Origin of the sequence: Pseudomonas abietaniphila, assembly GCF_900100795.1 — a bacterium.
In the GTDB taxonomy this organism is placed as follows: domain Bacteria; phylum Pseudomonadota; class Gammaproteobacteria; order Pseudomonadales; family Pseudomonadaceae; genus Aquipseudomonas; species Aquipseudomonas abietaniphila.
Window position 1 is genome coordinate 15,839 of sequence record NZ_FNCO01000001.1, and the last position, 15,346, is coordinate 31,184.

The 15,346-nt window shown below is 61.4% G+C and carries 14 protein-coding genes and 1 pseudogene; 10 read left to right on the forward strand and 5 right to left on the reverse strand.

The annotated features are described in order from the left end of the window. Positions 1 to 169: 169 nt before the first annotated feature. From BLS87_RS00075 to BLS87_RS00095, 5 genes and pseudogenes are all read left to right on the forward strand, one after another. The gene (locus BLS87_RS00075) at positions 170 to 433 is read left to right on the forward strand and encodes a DUF2790 domain-containing protein (RefSeq protein WP_074749375.1); all 264 of its coding nucleotides are present in this window, start codon (positions 170 to 172) and stop codon (positions 431 to 433) included. Between the two features lie 340 nt (positions 434 to 773). After that, positions 774 to 2,729: a hypothetical protein gene (locus BLS87_RS00080; protein WP_074749376.1), complete on the forward strand. Its 1,956-nt coding sequence runs from the start codon at positions 774 to 776 to the stop codon at positions 2,727 to 2,729. A 39-nt stretch (positions 2,730 to 2,768) separates the two neighbouring features. After that, a pseudogene (locus BLS87_RS35035) lies at positions 2,769 to 2,909 on the forward strand (alpha-hydroxy-acid oxidizing protein); the annotation flags it as partial. A 120-nt stretch (positions 2,910 to 3,029) separates the two neighbouring features. Continuing rightward, positions 3,030 to 3,677 carry a DUF6036 family nucleotidyltransferase gene (locus BLS87_RS00090; RefSeq protein ID WP_074749377.1) on the forward strand — a complete coding sequence of 216 codons (648 nt, stop codon included), beginning with the start codon at positions 3,030 to 3,032 and terminating at the stop codon, positions 3,675 to 3,677. Beyond that, the gene (locus tag BLS87_RS00095) at positions 3,661 to 4,116 is read left to right on the forward strand and encodes a hypothetical protein (protein WP_074749378.1); all 456 of its coding nucleotides are present in this window, start codon (positions 3,661 to 3,663) and stop codon (positions 4,114 to 4,116) included. The genes BLS87_RS00090 and BLS87_RS00095 overlap by 17 nt, the downstream gene beginning before the upstream one ends. 172 nt (positions 4,117 to 4,288) lie before the next feature. On the opposite strand, the gene qhpR is transcribed toward BLS87_RS00095, so the two are convergent. After that, on the reverse strand, positions 4,289 to 5,350 hold the full coding sequence (gene qhpR / locus BLS87_RS00100; RefSeq protein ID WP_074749379.1) for an AraC-like transcriptional regulator QhpR: 1,062 nt from the start codon (positions 5,348 to 5,350) through the stop codon (positions 4,289 to 4,291). A 475-nt stretch (positions 5,351 to 5,825) separates the two neighbouring features. On the opposite strand from qhpR, the gene eat reads away from it, so the two are divergent. From eat to eutC, 3 genes are read left to right on the forward strand one after another with little or no spacing between them, the layout of a single operon-like run. Further along, positions 5,826 to 7,178: an ethanolamine permease gene (eat, locus tag BLS87_RS00105; protein ID WP_074749380.1), complete on the forward strand. Its 1,353-nt coding sequence runs from the start codon at positions 5,826 to 5,828 to the stop codon at positions 7,176 to 7,178. A 52-nt stretch (positions 7,179 to 7,230) separates the two neighbouring features. After that, the gene (locus BLS87_RS00110; protein ID WP_074749381.1) at positions 7,231 to 8,622 is read left to right on the forward strand and encodes an ethanolamine ammonia-lyase subunit EutB; all 1,392 of its coding nucleotides are present in this window, start codon (positions 7,231 to 7,233) and stop codon (positions 8,620 to 8,622) included. 45 nt (positions 8,623 to 8,667) lie between these two features. Further along, positions 8,668 to 9,489: an ethanolamine ammonia-lyase subunit EutC gene (eutC, locus tag BLS87_RS00115; protein ID WP_074749382.1), complete on the forward strand. Its 822-nt coding sequence runs from the start codon at positions 8,668 to 8,670 to the stop codon at positions 9,487 to 9,489. A gap of 92 nt (positions 9,490 to 9,581) precedes the next feature. Here eutC and BLS87_RS00120 read toward each other — a convergent pair whose 3' ends face one another. Continuing rightward, positions 9,582 to 10,736 (reverse strand): gamma-butyrobetaine dioxygenase, encoded by a 1,155-nt coding sequence (locus BLS87_RS00120; protein WP_074749383.1) that lies wholly within the window; start codon positions 10,734 to 10,736, stop codon positions 9,582 to 9,584. Between the two features lie 48 nt (positions 10,737 to 10,784). Then, positions 10,785 to 11,756, reverse strand: coding sequence for a DMT family transporter (locus BLS87_RS00125; protein WP_074749384.1), 972 nt, complete (start codon positions 11,754 to 11,756; stop codon positions 10,785 to 10,787). A gap of 224 nt (positions 11,757 to 11,980) precedes the next feature. Here BLS87_RS00125 and BLS87_RS00130 point away from each other — a divergent pair, with 224 nt between their 5' ends. Continuing rightward, positions 11,981 to 12,883, forward strand: coding sequence for a LysR family transcriptional regulator (locus BLS87_RS00130; RefSeq protein ID WP_074749385.1), 903 nt, complete (start codon positions 11,981 to 11,983; stop codon positions 12,881 to 12,883). Between the two features lie 10 nt (positions 12,884 to 12,893). On the opposite strand, the gene argC is transcribed toward BLS87_RS00130, so the two are convergent. Beyond that, the gene (gene argC / locus BLS87_RS00135; protein ID WP_074749386.1) at positions 12,894 to 13,817 is read right to left on the reverse strand and encodes an N-acetyl-gamma-glutamyl-phosphate reductase; all 924 of its coding nucleotides are present in this window, start codon (positions 13,815 to 13,817) and stop codon (positions 12,894 to 12,896) included. A gap of 112 nt (positions 13,818 to 13,929) precedes the next feature. Between argC and BLS87_RS00140 the strand changes: the two genes are divergently transcribed. After that, a complete protein-coding gene (locus BLS87_RS00140; RefSeq protein ID WP_074749387.1) occupies positions 13,930 to 14,814 on the forward strand; it encodes a LysR family transcriptional regulator in 885 nt (294 codons plus the stop codon). Positions 14,815 to 14,883: 69 nt separating this feature from the next. Here the strand turns inward: BLS87_RS00140 and BLS87_RS00145 are convergent, their stop codons facing one another. After that, positions 14,884 to 15,315, reverse strand: a complete 432-nt coding sequence (locus BLS87_RS00145; RefSeq protein ID WP_074749388.1) for a nuclear transport factor 2 family protein — start codon at positions 15,313 to 15,315, stop codon at positions 14,884 to 14,886. Positions 15,316 to 15,346: the final 31 nt, after the last annotated feature.

The window sequence follows — 15,346 nt, forward strand, 5'->3', positions numbered from 1 at the left end:
ATGTATCGCTGTGTATCCAGACCACGCCATGACACTTAAAGATGATTTTCAGGCATTTCCCGACACATCCGGGACACCTGCGAGGCATTCAATGGGACCCATCGAGACAACACAGGCACACCGTCTCGCACTCAAACGACGAATGACCCATTGAACCTCGGAGAACACCATGAACATGAAGAACATCGGAATCGCCACGCTGTTTGCCGCCCTGAGCCTCGGTGCGTTTTCGGCTCAAGCCCAGGACAGCGTTCCTGCACACAGCTACATGTATGGTGAACACCTGGACATCGCCAGGGCCCTGTCTACCGAAGTCGATGCAACACCCACCTGCGGTCTGGTCAATACGCACCTCAACTACGTCGATTCTCACGGCCAGAAGCAGACCCTGAATTACCGCACCGTTGCTCAGGACTGCGCAGGGGACAACTGATCCCGGCGTGTTCGGCCTGTTGGCGAGCGCACGAGTCGGGTGTGATGGGTTTTGATGCAGCGCCAGCAAAATCGGGCGTCCCGTTTGTACCTGAGACGCCCCATGCACAGGTTTTGCTGCCGGATCCCGGCAGATCGCGAGGCAAGCCAGGCTCCTGCAGCGTGCGGTTAGATACCTCCAGAGAGGCTGTAAATGTGATGCGATGACGGCCGTTGCTTTGCCCTGCCGAATCGGCATGACAACGTGGTGGGCGACGGGGCGTCGGGAAGGGTAAGCTGTTGCGTCATCTTCCGCTGTTTCTGCCCCACGCCGTCGCGTTTATCAGGACGATTGCCCCGTAATGAGTTCACCCGGTCCGTTTGCTCCACCGCCCTCGCTGTTTTTACCCGTGACCGAAGAGGCGGCTCAAAGCCTGGCCGCCGGCGAGTCGCTGGACGATTTTCTCGCCGAGGCGACCCGGGCGCAGCTCGCTGCCCTCATGCTGTTGATCAACCTCAACGCACTGGTCGAGCAAAACACGCCCATCGAGAAGCTGGAGCGCATGCTTGACGATGTCATGCGTGCGGCGCTGTCGATGGAAGAGGCGGGCGGGTCGTTCGGCGATCTGCTGCGCATGCGATTCAACGCCGCCCACCTCGCGCAGGGCCTGAGTGTTCTGGAAGTGGCAGGCATCAGCTTGCTTGAGGCGCACGAAGTCGACGATGAGGACTACCTCGACGATGAAGGCCATTGGGACTTCGGTTTTGGCAAACGCCATCGCCAGACCCTTGAGCCCCTGACCCGCGAAGTGGTCTTGCCGACGGGCGACCTGCTGTATCTGAGCGACCAGCAGAGCCGGATCTTCGACGAGTTCCGTGGCTGCCAGGATGAGTCGTTTCATTTGCAGGCCTACGCGGGCGTCGGCAAGACCTTCCTGCTGGCGAAGTTCTTCGAAACGCTGCCCGCTGAAACGACCTTGCTCATGGCGACGTACCCGCAACAGGTCAAGGCGCTGGAGGATCGCGTCAGGCAGAGTGATCCGAGCCGAAAGCTCCACGCCTGCACCTTCGGCCACATGGCCAACCTGCTGCTCAATCGCGACCAGACTTCGGCCGGTTGGCGCAACACGGGCAGGCAGCGCACCGGCGCCGACTCGCTGGTGTCCGATCAGCAAATCGCCGAATGGCTGAACCTGCAAACGGTTGGCAATCTGCCTCCCCGGCAGGTGGCATGGGTGTGCCGCACCACGGTTTACAGCTTTTGCCTGTCGCCGCTGCCCACCCTTGAGCCGCGGCATCTGCCGTCATTGGGGTACGCCGCCAGTCAGGCGGACATCGCCATGCTGCTGGAATACAGCCGGTTGTTGTGGCGGGAAACCGTCCGGCCCTCAGCGCCGCACATCCGTTTGCCGGTGCGCAACAGCCATCGCATCAAGTTCCTCTCGATGACCTCGGAAGTGGTCTTCGAAAACTTCACCCACATCATCATCGATGAAAGCCACGAACTGACCGCGCCGATGGTGCAGATCCTCGATCGAAGCCCACAGGCAGTGATCACGCTGGGCGATGAGTTTCAGCAACTGAGCGGCAAGGCCCCGCGCCATGGGGGTTCCATTCGTCAGCGGTTCATGACCCAGTCGATCCGTGCCGGGCGGCAGATGGCCGACGTCCTCAACCCGCTGATTCAGCTGCACCCCAGCGATATCAAAGAAGGCTTCGTCGGGCGCGCGCCTTACCCGACGCGCATCATCGGCCACAGCGTCATGCCGATTCCGGACAAACCCACCACGATTCTGGTTGCCAACGAATGGGGCCTGTTCGCCTGGTTCAAGCGTTTGACCGAAGCCGGTGCGCGGTTTCAATTGCCGGCGGGCACGGCTCAGGACCTGACCCTGTTCATCAAGGGCCTGGTACTGCTTTACCGTGAAGACCTGCGGCCCCAGCATCGCCTGATCTTTCGTTACACCCATTGGGACGCGCTGGCTAAAGCCATGGGCGGCAGTCACGAATTCAAGGCGGTGCACGAGTGGCTGGGGCAAGGCAACACGGAGCCGCAGTTTGTCGAGACGTTGCAACGGTTCTGCAGCGAACCTGGCGCCATCCTCAAGCTGGCGAAGGTCGAAGACGTTAAGAACCAGGAGTTCGACACCGTTCTGCTCTCCCGCGACCTGATGCGTCCTCCGCGCACCGGTTCGCCGCATTCACTGGCCAGCGTCTGCTCGCTGCTGTACACCGCCAGCTCGCGGGCGCGGCATGAACTGTTGTTACCGGGGAACCTGAATGACTGGCTGCAGGACATCGGACGCAAGGAGTCATGAGCCCATTCCCTCTCTGATAGCGAAGCTTTCGCCGCCTCCGTTGCAGGCGATGAGGGCGTACTCCACGCCGCCCGACTGCTGTCACAGGAAATCAGCTGCAACATGGGCATGCTCGGCGTGTGCTCGCTGGACGAAGTGGATCGCGCGGTGTTGATGCGGGAGGGGGAAGAGTTCTTGTAGAGGGCCGACGCCTGCCTGAATTGGCGGCGCGTCCTACGAGTCGCCGTGGAATCGCCTGACTTACCGTTTGCCTTGGCATTGTTAAGTTGCTGACCGATCAATTCGGTGCAGGGATGAACGATGAGCGAGGGCAATTCAGGTGATGTCAGGCCTGCCGTACTCAACTGCGAGACCCCGTTAGGGCAGGCACTGATTTCGATGTTTGGTTCTCTGGCCCGGGAACTGGAAGCTGAAAATGCCCCGCCGGGCGCGCTCAGGGTCATTGTCTTCGGCGGGTGTGCGGTTCACCTCTACACCAGCCATAGGGTGTCGATGGATGTTGATGCGGAGTTCTTTTCAACGACGCTGCCTTCAGAGATTGACGTCTGCAGATTGCTCGCTGAACTTCCCGAAGAGTTTCTGGATGACCAAACGGGACGCTTGATCGAGTTGACCTATGATTTAAATTTCTCGACCGGCCTCGGCCCGTTGCACGAAGATTTTCTTGAACGAGGCCTACGACTGCCTACATTCGATTCTGCGTCACCCCTTCATGTATTCATTGCGTCGCCCGTTGATATCGCTATCTCGAAGCTCGGTCGTGCCACTGATCAAGACATCAGCGACATTTTCGCTCTATTACGCACTGGTTTCATTCTGGCTGCCGAATTTGAGCGCTTGGCCTTGGAGGCGATTGATTGCTATGTTGGCAATCATGAGCCACCGACTTCGATTCTGAAGAACATCCTGCAGGACTATCTGGAGACCGCAGATGACCAAACCTTCTGATCGCCACATTCTTTCTGAAGCATTGGACAGCCTAGGCAGGGGCCCACTGAGTCTGGCCGATGATGAGACCTTGATAAGTGCCGCTCAAGAGGTTTGGTATGAGCATTCGAGCCTTGAATCCGAACTTCGGCTCTTTCTTGCGCGTAGCCCCGATGAGGTAGCGGTGCGCCGAGCGGGTTATTTTTTGGAGAAGCTGACTCGATTTACCTGCCTCAGTGAGGAACGAGCGTCTGAAGCGCTTTACTCACTGAGTCTGCTACTCAAGCGTTATCGGAGCCAGGATGAACTGAGTGACACACCTGGAGCGCGGCTACGTGAGCGGCGCGACAGGCTTGCCCTGTGTTGGGGGCTGGATGAAGGACTTGGATTGAAAATCCAGACGCTGTTGCCTTACCAGACCCGGCACTATGCAGCTTCTCGAAACGACGCTTTCAAATAGCATCAGCCTGGGGCTCACTCAAAAGACGCTCCGTGGGGCCTGCGCCGAACGGCCCCCTGCCTTCACCAGCACGCTAAACCCCACGGATTCAGCATCCGCCATTGAGTGGCAGGTCGGTGATTTCTTGAGACAGGTACGTTCGGCACGAGAGTTATAAAGGGTGGCACAGCGTTTACTGGGTGTTGACCGCCGCGCTGCGCCACTGCTTGGGGCTCAACCCAAACCAGCGCTTGAACGCCCGGGAGAAGGCGCTGGTCTCGGAGTAACCCAGCATGGAGGCGAGTTGGGTGACGCTGAGGTTCTGCTGTTTGAGGTGGGCGATGGCCGAGTCCTGGCGAATCTGGTCCACCAGTTGCGTGAAGCTCAGGCCCTGTTCGCGCAGCTTGCGTTGCAAGGCCCATTCGGAAAGACCGAGGTGGTGGGCGATTTCGTCCAGTGCCGGTTCACCCAGGTGCAGCGTGGCGAGGATGGTCTGCCGGGCACGTTCCAGCAGGCTGATCTCGCTGCCGTTGTCGCCCAACTGGCGAATGGCGTCCTTGATCAGCATCAGCAGGATCGGGTCACTGCCCGGCATGGCCTTACCGACCAGTTCCCGCTTGGGAATCAGCAGCGAATTGCAGCCTTGGCCAAAGCTGACGTCGGCATGAAAGGTGTCGCGGTGTTCGTGCCATTCCTGCGGTCTGGCGTGTTCGAAGGCCACTTGCCGAGGCGCCCAGTCCGGGCCCAGCACATGACGCACCAGATTCATCGCCATGCCCATGGTCAGTTCGGCGTCCTGGCGACGCTCATGGATCGCGCCGTGCCGGACCTGATAGTTGAAGCGGTAGCAGTCCCCTTGGTCCACCAGTTCGATCAATGTGCTGTGCTGGTGAAACGGAAAGGCTTGCGAGAAGTTGATGAGGGCGTCTTCCAGGGTTGCGGAACACAACCCGATGTAGCCCAGCAGACCCAGCGCCTGAGGCTGAAATTGCTGGCCATAACGCAGGCCGAAGTTGTCGCAACCGGTTTGCCAGGCGGCTTCCTCGAGCACTTTGCAGTAGTTGGTCAGGGGCAGGCTGAGCGTGGGGTGCAGCAGTTGCTCGGGATCGATGCCGGCACAGCCGAACACCCGATCAAGGTCGCCGCCGTGCTGCACGATGAAGCCATCCAGACCGTTGGCGGCAGCCGACAGCACGCCGCGATTGCTGGCGGCGGGAGAGGTCGGTGCAGCGCTGGGGATGAGGGTCTGAAGCATCGAGATGAAGGGCCGTCAGGGTCTGTATGAATTTTATTCAAGCAAATGTCGTACCTTGTTGCGGTTTGACGAGAGCAGGCCGCTATTTTCTGTAGGAGCGTGGCTTGTCCCGCGATCGGCTGCGTAGCAGTCTTAAAACAGACGCACGCTGTACTTCCTATATGCCTTGGTTATCAGGTTTACGACGACTTCGTCGCCGATCGCGGGACAAGCCACGCTCCTACAAGTGGCCTGCAAGCCGCCAACTGCTACTCATCCACTCATCCACCTGGGTAGTGTGGTGTCATAAATCGTGACCCTCTATAAAGCACACCCCCTCATTTCACGCGCCGCCTTGGCGCACCCCGCGCCAATACCCGAAAAACTTGACCGCACACGACAACCCGCGTCCTGTACGGTCAAGCCTTGCCGGTAAACCTGTGGCTATGCTCGACGTCAGGCAAATACCGTCGCTTGGCTACCGGGGTACACACTCATGACCGCTACACAACTCAAACCGACATTGGGAACCCTGCACCTGTGGGGACTGGCCGTAGGCCTGGTGATTTCCGGCGAATACTTCGGCTGGAGCTATGGCTGGGGCACGGCGGGAACGCTGGGCTTTTTGGTCACCACGCTGATGGTGGCGGTGATGTACACCTGCTTCATTTTCAGCTTCACCGAACTCACCACGGCAATCCCCAACGCGGGCGGTCCCTTCGCCTACAGCTTGCGTGCCTTCGGCGTGACCGGCGGGATGATTGCCGGGCTGGCGACCCTGATCGAATTCGTGTTTGCGCCACCGGCCATCGCGATGGCCATTGGCGCGTACCTCAATGTGCAGTATCCGTCCCTTGATCCGCGGGTCGCCGCGATCGGGGCGTACATCGTTTTCATGACCCTCAACATCCTCGGCGTCAGCATCGCCGCGACGTTCGAACTGGTGGTGACCGTGCTCGCCGTCGCCGAACTGCTGGTGTTCATGGGCGTGGTCGCGCCGGGCTTCAGCTTCAGCAATTTCGTGCTTGGCGGCTGGGCCGGTTCCGACACCTTCAGCCTGCCCGCAATCAGCGGGATTTTCGCGGCGATTCCGTTTGCCATCTGGTTCTTCCTCGCCATCGAAGGCGCGGCCATGGCCGCTGAAGAAGCCAAAGACCCGAAACGCACCATTCCGCGTGCCTACGTCGCGGGGATTCTGACCCTGGTGGTGCTGGCAATTGGTGTGATGATCTTCGCCGGCGGCGTGGGTGACTGGCGTGCGCTGTCGAACATCAACGACCCGTTGCCACAGGCGATGAAGGCCGTTGTCGGCAACAACTCCAACTGGATGCACATGCTGGTGTGGATCGGCCTGTTCGGTCTGGTCGCCAGTTTCCACGGCATCATCCTGGGCTACTCGCGCCAGTTCTTCGCTCTGGCCCGGGCCGGTTTCCTGCCGCCGAGCCTGGCCAAGCTGTCGCGCTTTCAGACGCCGCACCGTGCCATTCTTGCCGGGGGCGTTGTCGGTATCCTGGCCATTCTCAGCGACGGCCTGGTCAACCTGCAGGGCATGACCCTGACCGCCGCGATGATCACCATGTCGGTATTTGGCGCTATCGTGATGTACATCGTGAGCATGCTGAGCCTGTTCAAACTGCGTCGCAGCGAACCGGATCTGGAACGCAGCTTCCGTGCGCCGGGCTACCCGATCGTGCCGGGCATCGCGTTGGTGCTGGCGGTGGTGTGCCTGATCGCGATGGTCTGGTTCAATCTGGTGATCTGCGGCATCTTCCTGTGCCTGATGGCACTGGGTGCGCTGTTCGTCAAAGTCGTGCGCAGTCGCGGCACAGTGGTTGCAGTGGCTCGTTGAAGTCGCTGCTGCGGCCGGTTAATCAAGTGAGTCGATAGAAGGAAGGTTACGCATGAGCTTTTCCCACAGCATCGGTGGCATGGTCTGGCGCTTCGACAGCCTGCGGGAACTCATGGCCAAGGCCAGCCCTGCACGCTCCGGGGACTTCCTCGCCGAAGTCGCCGCCACCAGTGACGCGGAACGTGCGGCGGCGCAAATGGCCCTGGCCGAGGTGCCGCTCAAGCGCTTTCTCAACGAGGCGCTGATTCCGTACGAGGAGGACGAAGTCACCCGGCTGATCGTGGACACTCACGACCTGGCGGCGTTTTCGGTGGTCAGTCACCTGACGGTCGGCGGTTTCCGCGACTGGCTGTTGGGTGACGAGGCCACCGAGGCCAGCCTCAAGGCACTGGCGCCGGGATTGACCCCGGAAATGGCGGCGGCGGTGTCGAAGATCATGCGCGTGCAGGATCTGGTACTGGTGGCGCAGAAAATTCGCGTGGTCACCCGTTTTCGCAACACCGTGGGCCTGCGCGGGCGGATGTCCACCCGCTTGCAGCCCAATCACCCCACCGATGACCCGGCGGGCATCGCGGCCAGCGTGCTCGACGGTTTGCTGTATGGCAACGGCGACGCCATGATCGGCATCAACCCGGCCACTGACAGCATCAGCGCCATCACCGAACTGCTGAAAATGCTCGACGGCGTGATTCGCCATTACGACATTCCTACCCAGTCCTGTGTGCTGACTCACGTTACCTCCTCGGTCGCAGCCATCGAGAAAGGCGTGCCGGTGGATCTGGTGTTTCAGTCCATTACCGGCACCGAAGCGGCAAACAGCAGCTTCGGCATCAGCCTGGAGATTCTGCGCGAAGGCTACGAAGCGGGCCTGAGCCTGAACCGTGGCACGCTCGGCAACAACCTGATGTACTTCGAAACAGGGCAGGGCAGCGCGTTGTCGGCCAACGCTCACCATGGCGTTGACCAGCAGACCTGCGAGGCCCGTGCCTATGCCGTGGCGCGGCATTTCAACCCGTTTCTGGTCAACACCGTGGTCGGTTTCATCGGCCCGGAATACCTGTACAACGGCAAGCAGATCATCCGCGCAGGCCTGGAAGATCACTTCTGCGGCAAGTTGCTGGGCGTGCCGATGGGCTGTGACATCTGCTACACCAATCATGCCGAAGCCGATCAGGACGACATGGACATGTTGCTGACACTGCTCGGTGTGGCGGGCATCAATTTCATCATGGGCATTCCCGGCTCCGACGATGTGATGCTCAACTACCAGACCACTTCGTTCCACGATGCGCTGTACGCGCGCAAGACGCTGGGCCTGCGCCCGGCGCCGGAGTTCGAGGCATGGCTGACGCGCATGGACATCCTGCGTCAGGACGATGGCGGCGTGCGTCTGGGGCAGGGTGTGCCCCCGTTGTTCCGTCAGGCGCTTGCGCAGTTGAAATAACGCGATCGAGACAGCAGTAGCCGTGAAAAGAGAGAAGGATGGGCCATGAGCGATGACCGCAGTAAATCCCCCGCGCAAGCCGATGCCTGGCGTCAGTTGCGCGCGCTGACCTCGGCGCGAATTGCCTTGGGGCACGCGGGCACGAGCCTGCCGACCGCCGCACAACTGGATTTCCAGTTTGCTCACGCGCAAGCCAGAGACGCTGTGCACTTGCCCTTCGATCACGCCGCCCTCAGTGAGCAGTTGGCGGCGCGCCAGCGCGAAACGCTGACGGTCCACAGTTCCGCCTCAGACCGAAACGTCTACCTGCAACGGCCCGACCTGGGGCGTCGCTTGTCGGCGGACTCGGTTGAGCAATTGCGCACTTACGCCCAAGCGCACGCTGACGGCTTCGATCTGGCGGTGGTCGTGGCGGACGGCCTGTCGTCGCTGGCCGTGCAGCGCCATAGCCCGGCGATGCTCGAACGCATCGATGAGCTGGCGGCTGCCGAGGGCTGGAGCGTTGCGCCCGTGGTGCTGGTCGAGCAGGGCCGTGTCGCGGTGGCGGATGAAGTGGCCGAAGTGCTCAAGGCGCGGATGGTGGTGATTCTGATCGGTGAGCGGCCGGGCCTGAGTTCGCCGGACAGCCTGGGCCTGTATTTCACTTACGCGCCTCGGGTCGGCCTCAACGATGCGGCGCGCAATTGCATCTCCAACGTGCGGCTGGAAGGCATGAGCTACGCGATGGCCGCGCACAAGTTGCTGTACTTGATGCGCGAAGCCTGGCGGCGGCAGTTGTCCGGTGTGAACCTGAAAGATGACGCGCAGGTGCCGGTACTGGAGGCGGGCGAAGGCGTGCGTCCGGGTAACTTTCTGATCGGCGGGTGACGGTCGACAGCCTGCTGCACAATGAGCGTTGTAAGCGCCGGCGTGCAGCGGGCCGGCGCCTGCAAAAACGTGTTCACTCCAGATTCAGACCGTCAACGCTGCAACACCCATATCCGCGACAGCAGTTCATCCCTATCCACGTAGCACCCCTGAAAATGCCGTGCGCCGCTGGCAGGATCGAAGGCGTCGCGGGCGTGCAGGGTGCGCCGGTTGTCGAAACACCACAATTGCCCGGCCTCCAGGCGCTGATGAAACTGGAAGCGTGCTTCGCGGGTCATTTCGATGAAGCGCCGATAGGCGCGGTAATACGGCAGCACCCATTGAGGCGGTAGATTGAGCGGTCCGCGCAGAAAGTTCGCCATACGGATTTCCGCAACCTCGCCCAAGGCGTCCAGCGCAATCACCGGGGCCAGGCAGCGGTAGTCGCTGCGCCGGTCCTTGTTGCGAAACTCCACCGGGATTTCGCACAGCAAACGGTAGGCGTCCGGGTCTTCCTGACGCAGCGTTTGCGCAATCGCGAAGCCATCGACGAAGCGACTGTCGCCGCCCTCGGCGTCGTTCACCAGGCAATGCAGAAACTGCAGGCCGGGCTGCAACTCGCGGGTCGGCAGGTCAGTGTGCAACGGCAGGTTGAAGGCGGTGTAGGCGTTGCTGTCGGCATCGGCCCTGGATTGCACGTTGAACAGCACGCCGAAATTGCTCTGGCGAATGAACGAGATTCGCTCAGCCAGCGCACTCAGCGAACCCGGCGCGGTGGGTACGCCCCGCACCTGCGTCAGACCGATGTCGCGCACCGCCAGCAGCCAGTCGAGCAAGGCCTTTGGGTCTTCCATCACCGCGTCGTACTCGAACACCGGCAATTCCAGTCCAGCCACCCAGTGCCGCTTGTTCACACGTCTGGCCTGTTGTTCGGCGCGCGATGCCTCGTCGTAGGCATGGGCGCGTAACCAGCCGGGGTCGAAACGGCTTTCGTGACCGTCATCCCATTGGACGTGCAGCGCGCCGTCGCGATCGACCTCAACGCTCATCGCCTGCAGGGTTTCCGGCACGTCGGCGATCTCGAACACCTGCTCGCGGGTGACGCTGTACACGCATTGCGGGCACGGGCAGTTGTCGCGCAACCACAGGTGATGAAAGGGGCTGCGGCGTTGATCCGCCCATGTCACCTCGATCAGATCGGGTGCCAGCGTTACACGGAGCAGCGGGCTGATCAGCGGGTAGGTGCGGTAGTCGGCGATGGCGTTCATGGGCAATGCTCCTGAGTCTGTGCGGTGTGAAGTCAACCCTGTGGCGGATCACTGGGCAGCGGATCGGCAATGCTCGGATCGGCGAGGCGCGAGGATGATGCGCACCGCATACACGGTGCCAAACAGGATCAGCGCCAGACCGGTGGCTTCAGCCGGGGTGGGCAAGCGCCCGTGAAACGCGAGGCCCAGTGCGGTGGCGAAAAACGATTCGAGCGCGATCAATTGCCCGGACAGCACCATGGGCAGGCGTCGCGAGGCGAGGTTCCAGGCCCAAGCGCCAATCACGGAAGAGAGCAGCGCGATCAGCATCGCCCAGCCGTACAGGCGCATGGCGGCGGGTGTGTCGATGCCCTGAACCGGCAGTTGCAGCCAATGCGAGGCCCACGCCAGCGGTGTCAGCAGTAGGGCCGCCAGCCCCGCGCCGATCATCATCAGGCAGGTCCAGGCGCTGGTGGCGCGGCTGTGGAGGTGTTCCATCGTGGCCTGATTGACAACGCTGAACGAGAGCCAGATCAGCACGGCACCCAGCGAAAATGCCAACCCTGCCCCTAGATGCGTATTGGCATCCGGCGGGTCGCGCAGCACTTGCAGGTTGATCAGGCCCAGACCCAGGCTCAGCAAGGCAATCGGCATCGCCAACTGGCCCCAGCGCAAGGCCCGGTCGCGGGCGTTACCCAGCAACGCTTGCAACACCGGGACCGCGCCGATGAAGGCGGCAATCATCAACGGGCCGCCGTAAATCACGCCGCCCGCGATGCAACTGCTGTAAGCCAGATACCCCAATGCGCCCAATCCCATGCCGGTAATCCACTGCCGTGGGCGCAGGCCGCGCAGTTGCGAGCGATACAGGGGCAGCAGCAAGACGCCCAGCGCGCCGGCCATCATGAAACGCACCAGCATGAAGTCCTGAATGCTGTAGCCCTGCAGCACGTACGGCGCAATGAAGTTGCACGCCCAGCTCAACGTCGCGAGCACCGCGAACGCCACGCCTTGCAAGAGGATTGAACGGGGTGGGTTCATGGGCTGCCTTAAGCGCTGAGAGGGTCGAGAGCTGTGGGAGCGAATTCATTCGCGAAAAATATTCCTGGCAACAGGGATGTGTCGATTCAGCTGACCATCGCGAATGGATTCGCTCCCACAGAAAGCTGTTCCGTCAGGCGCCATCAATGCCGACGATCCCATCTTGCCGATCGAGGCGGCTGTGCTACAAATGATGTCTTCGTCACGATGCATTACTGGACATTATGAATAAGCTCGGCAAATCCCTGCCTCCACTGGCCAGTCTTCTGCCTTTCGAGGCCGCTGCCCGATTGTTGAGTTTTTCCCGCGCGGCCGAAGAGTTGAACCTGACTCAGGCGGCCGTGAGCCGGCAGATCAGGGCGTTGGAGGAGGATCTGGGCATCAGCCTGTTCCAGCGGCGCAACCGGGCGGTTTTCCTGACCGATGCCGGGCGCGAGTTCAGCCTAACGTTGGGTAATGCATTGCGTGACGTGGGCAGCACGGCGGATCGGCTGCGCGGGGTGGCCAGGAAGAATGAAGTGGTGTTGCTGTGTCAGCCCTGCGAAGCCTTTCACTGGCTGATGCCCAGGCTGTCGAATTTCCACCAGCAGTGCCCGGAAATCGAACTGAAGATGGTCACTTGGGCCAACCCGCTCACTGACTTCCAGGGCTACTTCGACGTGGCGATGCAAAGCAGCAACCGCGACCACGGCTTGCATCCGCTGTTGTTCACGGCTGCTGACGAGGTCTTTCCGGTGTGCAGCCCAGAGTACCTCCAAGGGCGCGCTTTACCCGTCGCGCTCGATGAGCTGGGCAACCACACCTTGCTGCATCACGACGCCTTGCCCGCTTATCAACTGGAATGGGACACCTGGCTGGCGACGTTCGGCCACCAAGTCCCACGCCAGGCCCGTGGGCTGGTATTCGATCATTATTCACTGATGCTGCACGCCGCCGTCGAGGGACACGGCCTGGCCATGGGCTGGCGGCGCACCTCGCAACGCATGCTCGACAGCGGCGTGCTGATTGCCCCGTTCGCCGAAAGCGTTCACCTGAGCGAAGCGCTGTCGGTCTACCGCCGCCACGGGCAGGCGCGCCGGGAAGAGGCGAGCCTGCTGGTGGAATGGTTGCGCGCTGAGTTGAACTGAGCGCGGGTTCTCAACCGCCCGCGATCATCAGGTCCAGGTTCTGCACGGCCGCACCGGCCGCACCTTTGCCCAGGTTGTCGAACACGGCGGCCAGCAGCACGTGCCCGGCATTTTCGAACACCATCAGCCGCAGTTTGTCCGTGTCGTTCATGACCCGAGGGTCCAGGCCGGTCAGGGCCTGCGAGGCGTCCATCGGCATGACCTCGACAAAATCGCTGCCCGCGTAGTGCTGCTCAAGGCACGCGTGCAGCCGGGCGCCAGTGACACCCGATTGCAGCAAGCGCAGTTGCAGCGGGAGGGTCAGCACGATGCCCTGACGGAATGAACCGTAGGCCGGGATGAACATCGGACGTTCGCTGAGGCCGCTGTATTGCTGGATCTCCGGCACGTGCTTGTGTGCCAGGCTCAGGCCGTACACCTGAAACGGCGTCGCCTGGGCAGCGTCCGGCCCCTCGAATTCATCGACACCGGCACGGCCTTTACCCGAGTAGCCTGACACCGCGTTGATGCTGATCGGGTAGTCCCGGGGCACCAGCCCGGCGTCCAGCAAAGGACGCAGCAGTCCGACGGCGCCCGTCGGGTAACACCCGGGGTTGGTCACCCGGCGAGCGGTGGCGATGAGCGTTTTCTGCTGTTCGCTCATCTGCGCAAACCCATAGACCCAATCCGGATGGGTACGGTGGGCAGAACTGGCGTCGATAACCCGTACGGCAGGGTTCTCAATACTCGCTGCGGCCTCACGGGCGGCGTCGTCGGGCAGGCACAAGATTGCGATGTCGCAGGCGTTGATGGCCGCTGCACGGCTTCTGGCGTCCTTGCGCTGTGCGGCAGGCAGCGTCACAAGTTGCAGGTCGGTTCGGCCCTGCAGCCGCTGGTGGATTTGCAGGCCGGTCGTGCCTTGGTCACCGTCGATGAAAACAACAGGAAGGGTCATGAGGTTGCGCTCGCTTACAGTCATCAATGGCAAGCATCTTCGAACAAGGCGTAAGATAGGAAAAGTTGAATTTATTGATGATCAGATTCAGATTTTATGAAGGAGTGGTGCTGTGCGTGAGATCAGCCTCGACCGGTTACGCACACTGGTGGCGATTGCCGACCACGGCTCGTTTGCTGAAGCGGCGCGGGTGTTGAACCTGGCGCCGCCCACAGTGAGCTTGCACATTGCCGATCTGGAGGAGCGTGTCGGCGGGCTGTTGTTGTCGCGCACCCGAGGTCGCGTCCAGCCGTCGGCGATCGGGGAAACGCTTATCGAACGGGCCCGTCGTTTGCTGGCCGATGCCGAACAGGCGCTCGAAGATGTCGAGCGTCAGGTCCAGGGCCTGGCCGGGCGGGTCAGGCTCGGCGCGTCGACCGGCGTCATCGCGCAACTGATACCGCAGGCGCTGGAAACGCTCAGTCAGGAGCACGCGGGCATCGATGTGCAGGTGGCGGTGCTCACTTCGCAGCAGACCTTGCAGAAACTGGCCGATGGCAGTCTCGACATCGGCGTGATTGCGTTGCCGCAATCGCCGGTCAAGGGGCTTAAAATCAAACCGTGGCGACGTGACCCGGTGATGGCGTTCCTGCCAGCGCGCTGGGCGTGCCCGGACATTATTTCGCCCGCCTGGCTGGCGGCCCAACCGCTGATTCTCAACGACAACAGCACCCGGCTGTCGCGTCAGGTGGGGGAGTGGTTCGCAACAGAAGGCCCGCAACCGACGCCGCGCATTCAGCTCAACTACAACGACGCGATCAAGAGTCTGGTGGCGGCCGGGTATGGCGCGACGGTACTGCCCCATGAAGCGTCGACGCCGGCGCCGGAGAGCCGCATCGTCATGCGTCCGTTGCAGCCGTCGTTATGGCGAGAGCTGGGCATCGCCCATCGGGCCGGAGAGGTCGAACGCTCGACCCGGCATGTTCTGGAGGTGTTGTGGGAACTGGAAGCGTTGTAACGACGCAAGGTGGACCTGTGGGAACAGCGACGGTGATACGCCGCCTCCCACAGGTGCATCAGCGGTCGATCAGAACTTGAATGCCTGACGGCCGATCAGCAGCCAGTGGCCTTTCTGCTTCTGCCAGACCTGGAAGTTTTCGATCTCGGTCGGTACTTCGACGCCGCTGTTCACGGCTTGGGCGGAGAAGTGGTTGCGAACCAGCGCGGTGTCGCCGTCCAGGGTGATTTTCTGGTTGAGCATCTGAAGGGTCTTGAAACCGCTGCGGCCGGTTTCGATGTCGGCGATGAATTCCTGCTTGTTCTGAATCTTGCCGCTGGAGTGACCGTAGGTGACGTTGTCTGATGTCAGGGCGCTCAGTGCCTTGATGTCTTTGTGCAACATGGCCTGGGTCATCTGGTCGACGGCCTTGGCGACATTTTGCTCATCGGCAGACGGCGCAGCGGCTACATAGCCCGAAAACAGGCACACAAACCCTACCACCAGTTTGAACTTGGTCATTGATGTTTCCCTTTTTATTGTGATCGGATCG

Excerpts from the sequence above, each read along its gene's own strand:
- BLS87_RS00145 (WP_074749388.1), bottom strand. The coding sequence starts at position 15,315 with ATGACCAAGTTCAAACTGGTGGTAGGGTTTGTGTGCCTGTTTTCGGGC.
- eat (WP_074749380.1), top strand. The coding sequence starts at position 5,826 with ATGACCGCTACACAACTCAAACCGACATTGGGAACCCTGCACCTGTGG.
- qhpR (WP_074749379.1), bottom strand. The coding sequence starts at position 5,350 with ATGCTTCAGACCCTCATCCCCAGCGCTGCACCGACCTCTCCCGCCGCC.
- BLS87_RS00095 (WP_074749378.1), top strand. The coding sequence starts at position 3,661 with ATGACCAAACCTTCTGATCGCCACATTCTTTCTGAAGCATTGGACAGC.
- eutC (WP_074749382.1), top strand. The coding sequence starts at position 8,668 with ATGAGCGATGACCGCAGTAAATCCCCCGCGCAAGCCGATGCCTGGCGT.
- BLS87_RS00125 (WP_074749384.1), bottom strand. The coding sequence starts at position 11,756 with ATGAACCCACCCCGTTCAATCCTCTTGCAAGGCGTGGCGTTCGCGGTG.
- argC (WP_074749386.1), bottom strand. The coding sequence starts at position 13,817 with ATGACCCTTCCTGTTGTTTTCATCGACGGTGACCAAGGCACGACCGGC.
- BLS87_RS00075 (WP_074749375.1), top strand. The coding sequence starts at position 170 with ATGAACATGAAGAACATCGGAATCGCCACGCTGTTTGCCGCCCTGAGC.
- BLS87_RS00080 (WP_074749376.1), top strand. The coding sequence starts at position 774 with ATGAGTTCACCCGGTCCGTTTGCTCCACCGCCCTCGCTGTTTTTACCC.
- BLS87_RS00120 (WP_074749383.1), bottom strand. The coding sequence starts at position 10,736 with ATGAACGCCATCGCCGACTACCGCACCTACCCGCTGATCAGCCCGCTG.
- BLS87_RS00090 (WP_074749377.1), top strand. The coding sequence starts at position 3,030 with ATGAGCGAGGGCAATTCAGGTGATGTCAGGCCTGCCGTACTCAACTGC.
- BLS87_RS00130 (WP_074749385.1), top strand. The coding sequence starts at position 11,981 with ATGAATAAGCTCGGCAAATCCCTGCCTCCACTGGCCAGTCTTCTGCCT.
- BLS87_RS00110 (WP_074749381.1), top strand. The coding sequence starts at position 7,231 with ATGAGCTTTTCCCACAGCATCGGTGGCATGGTCTGGCGCTTCGACAGC.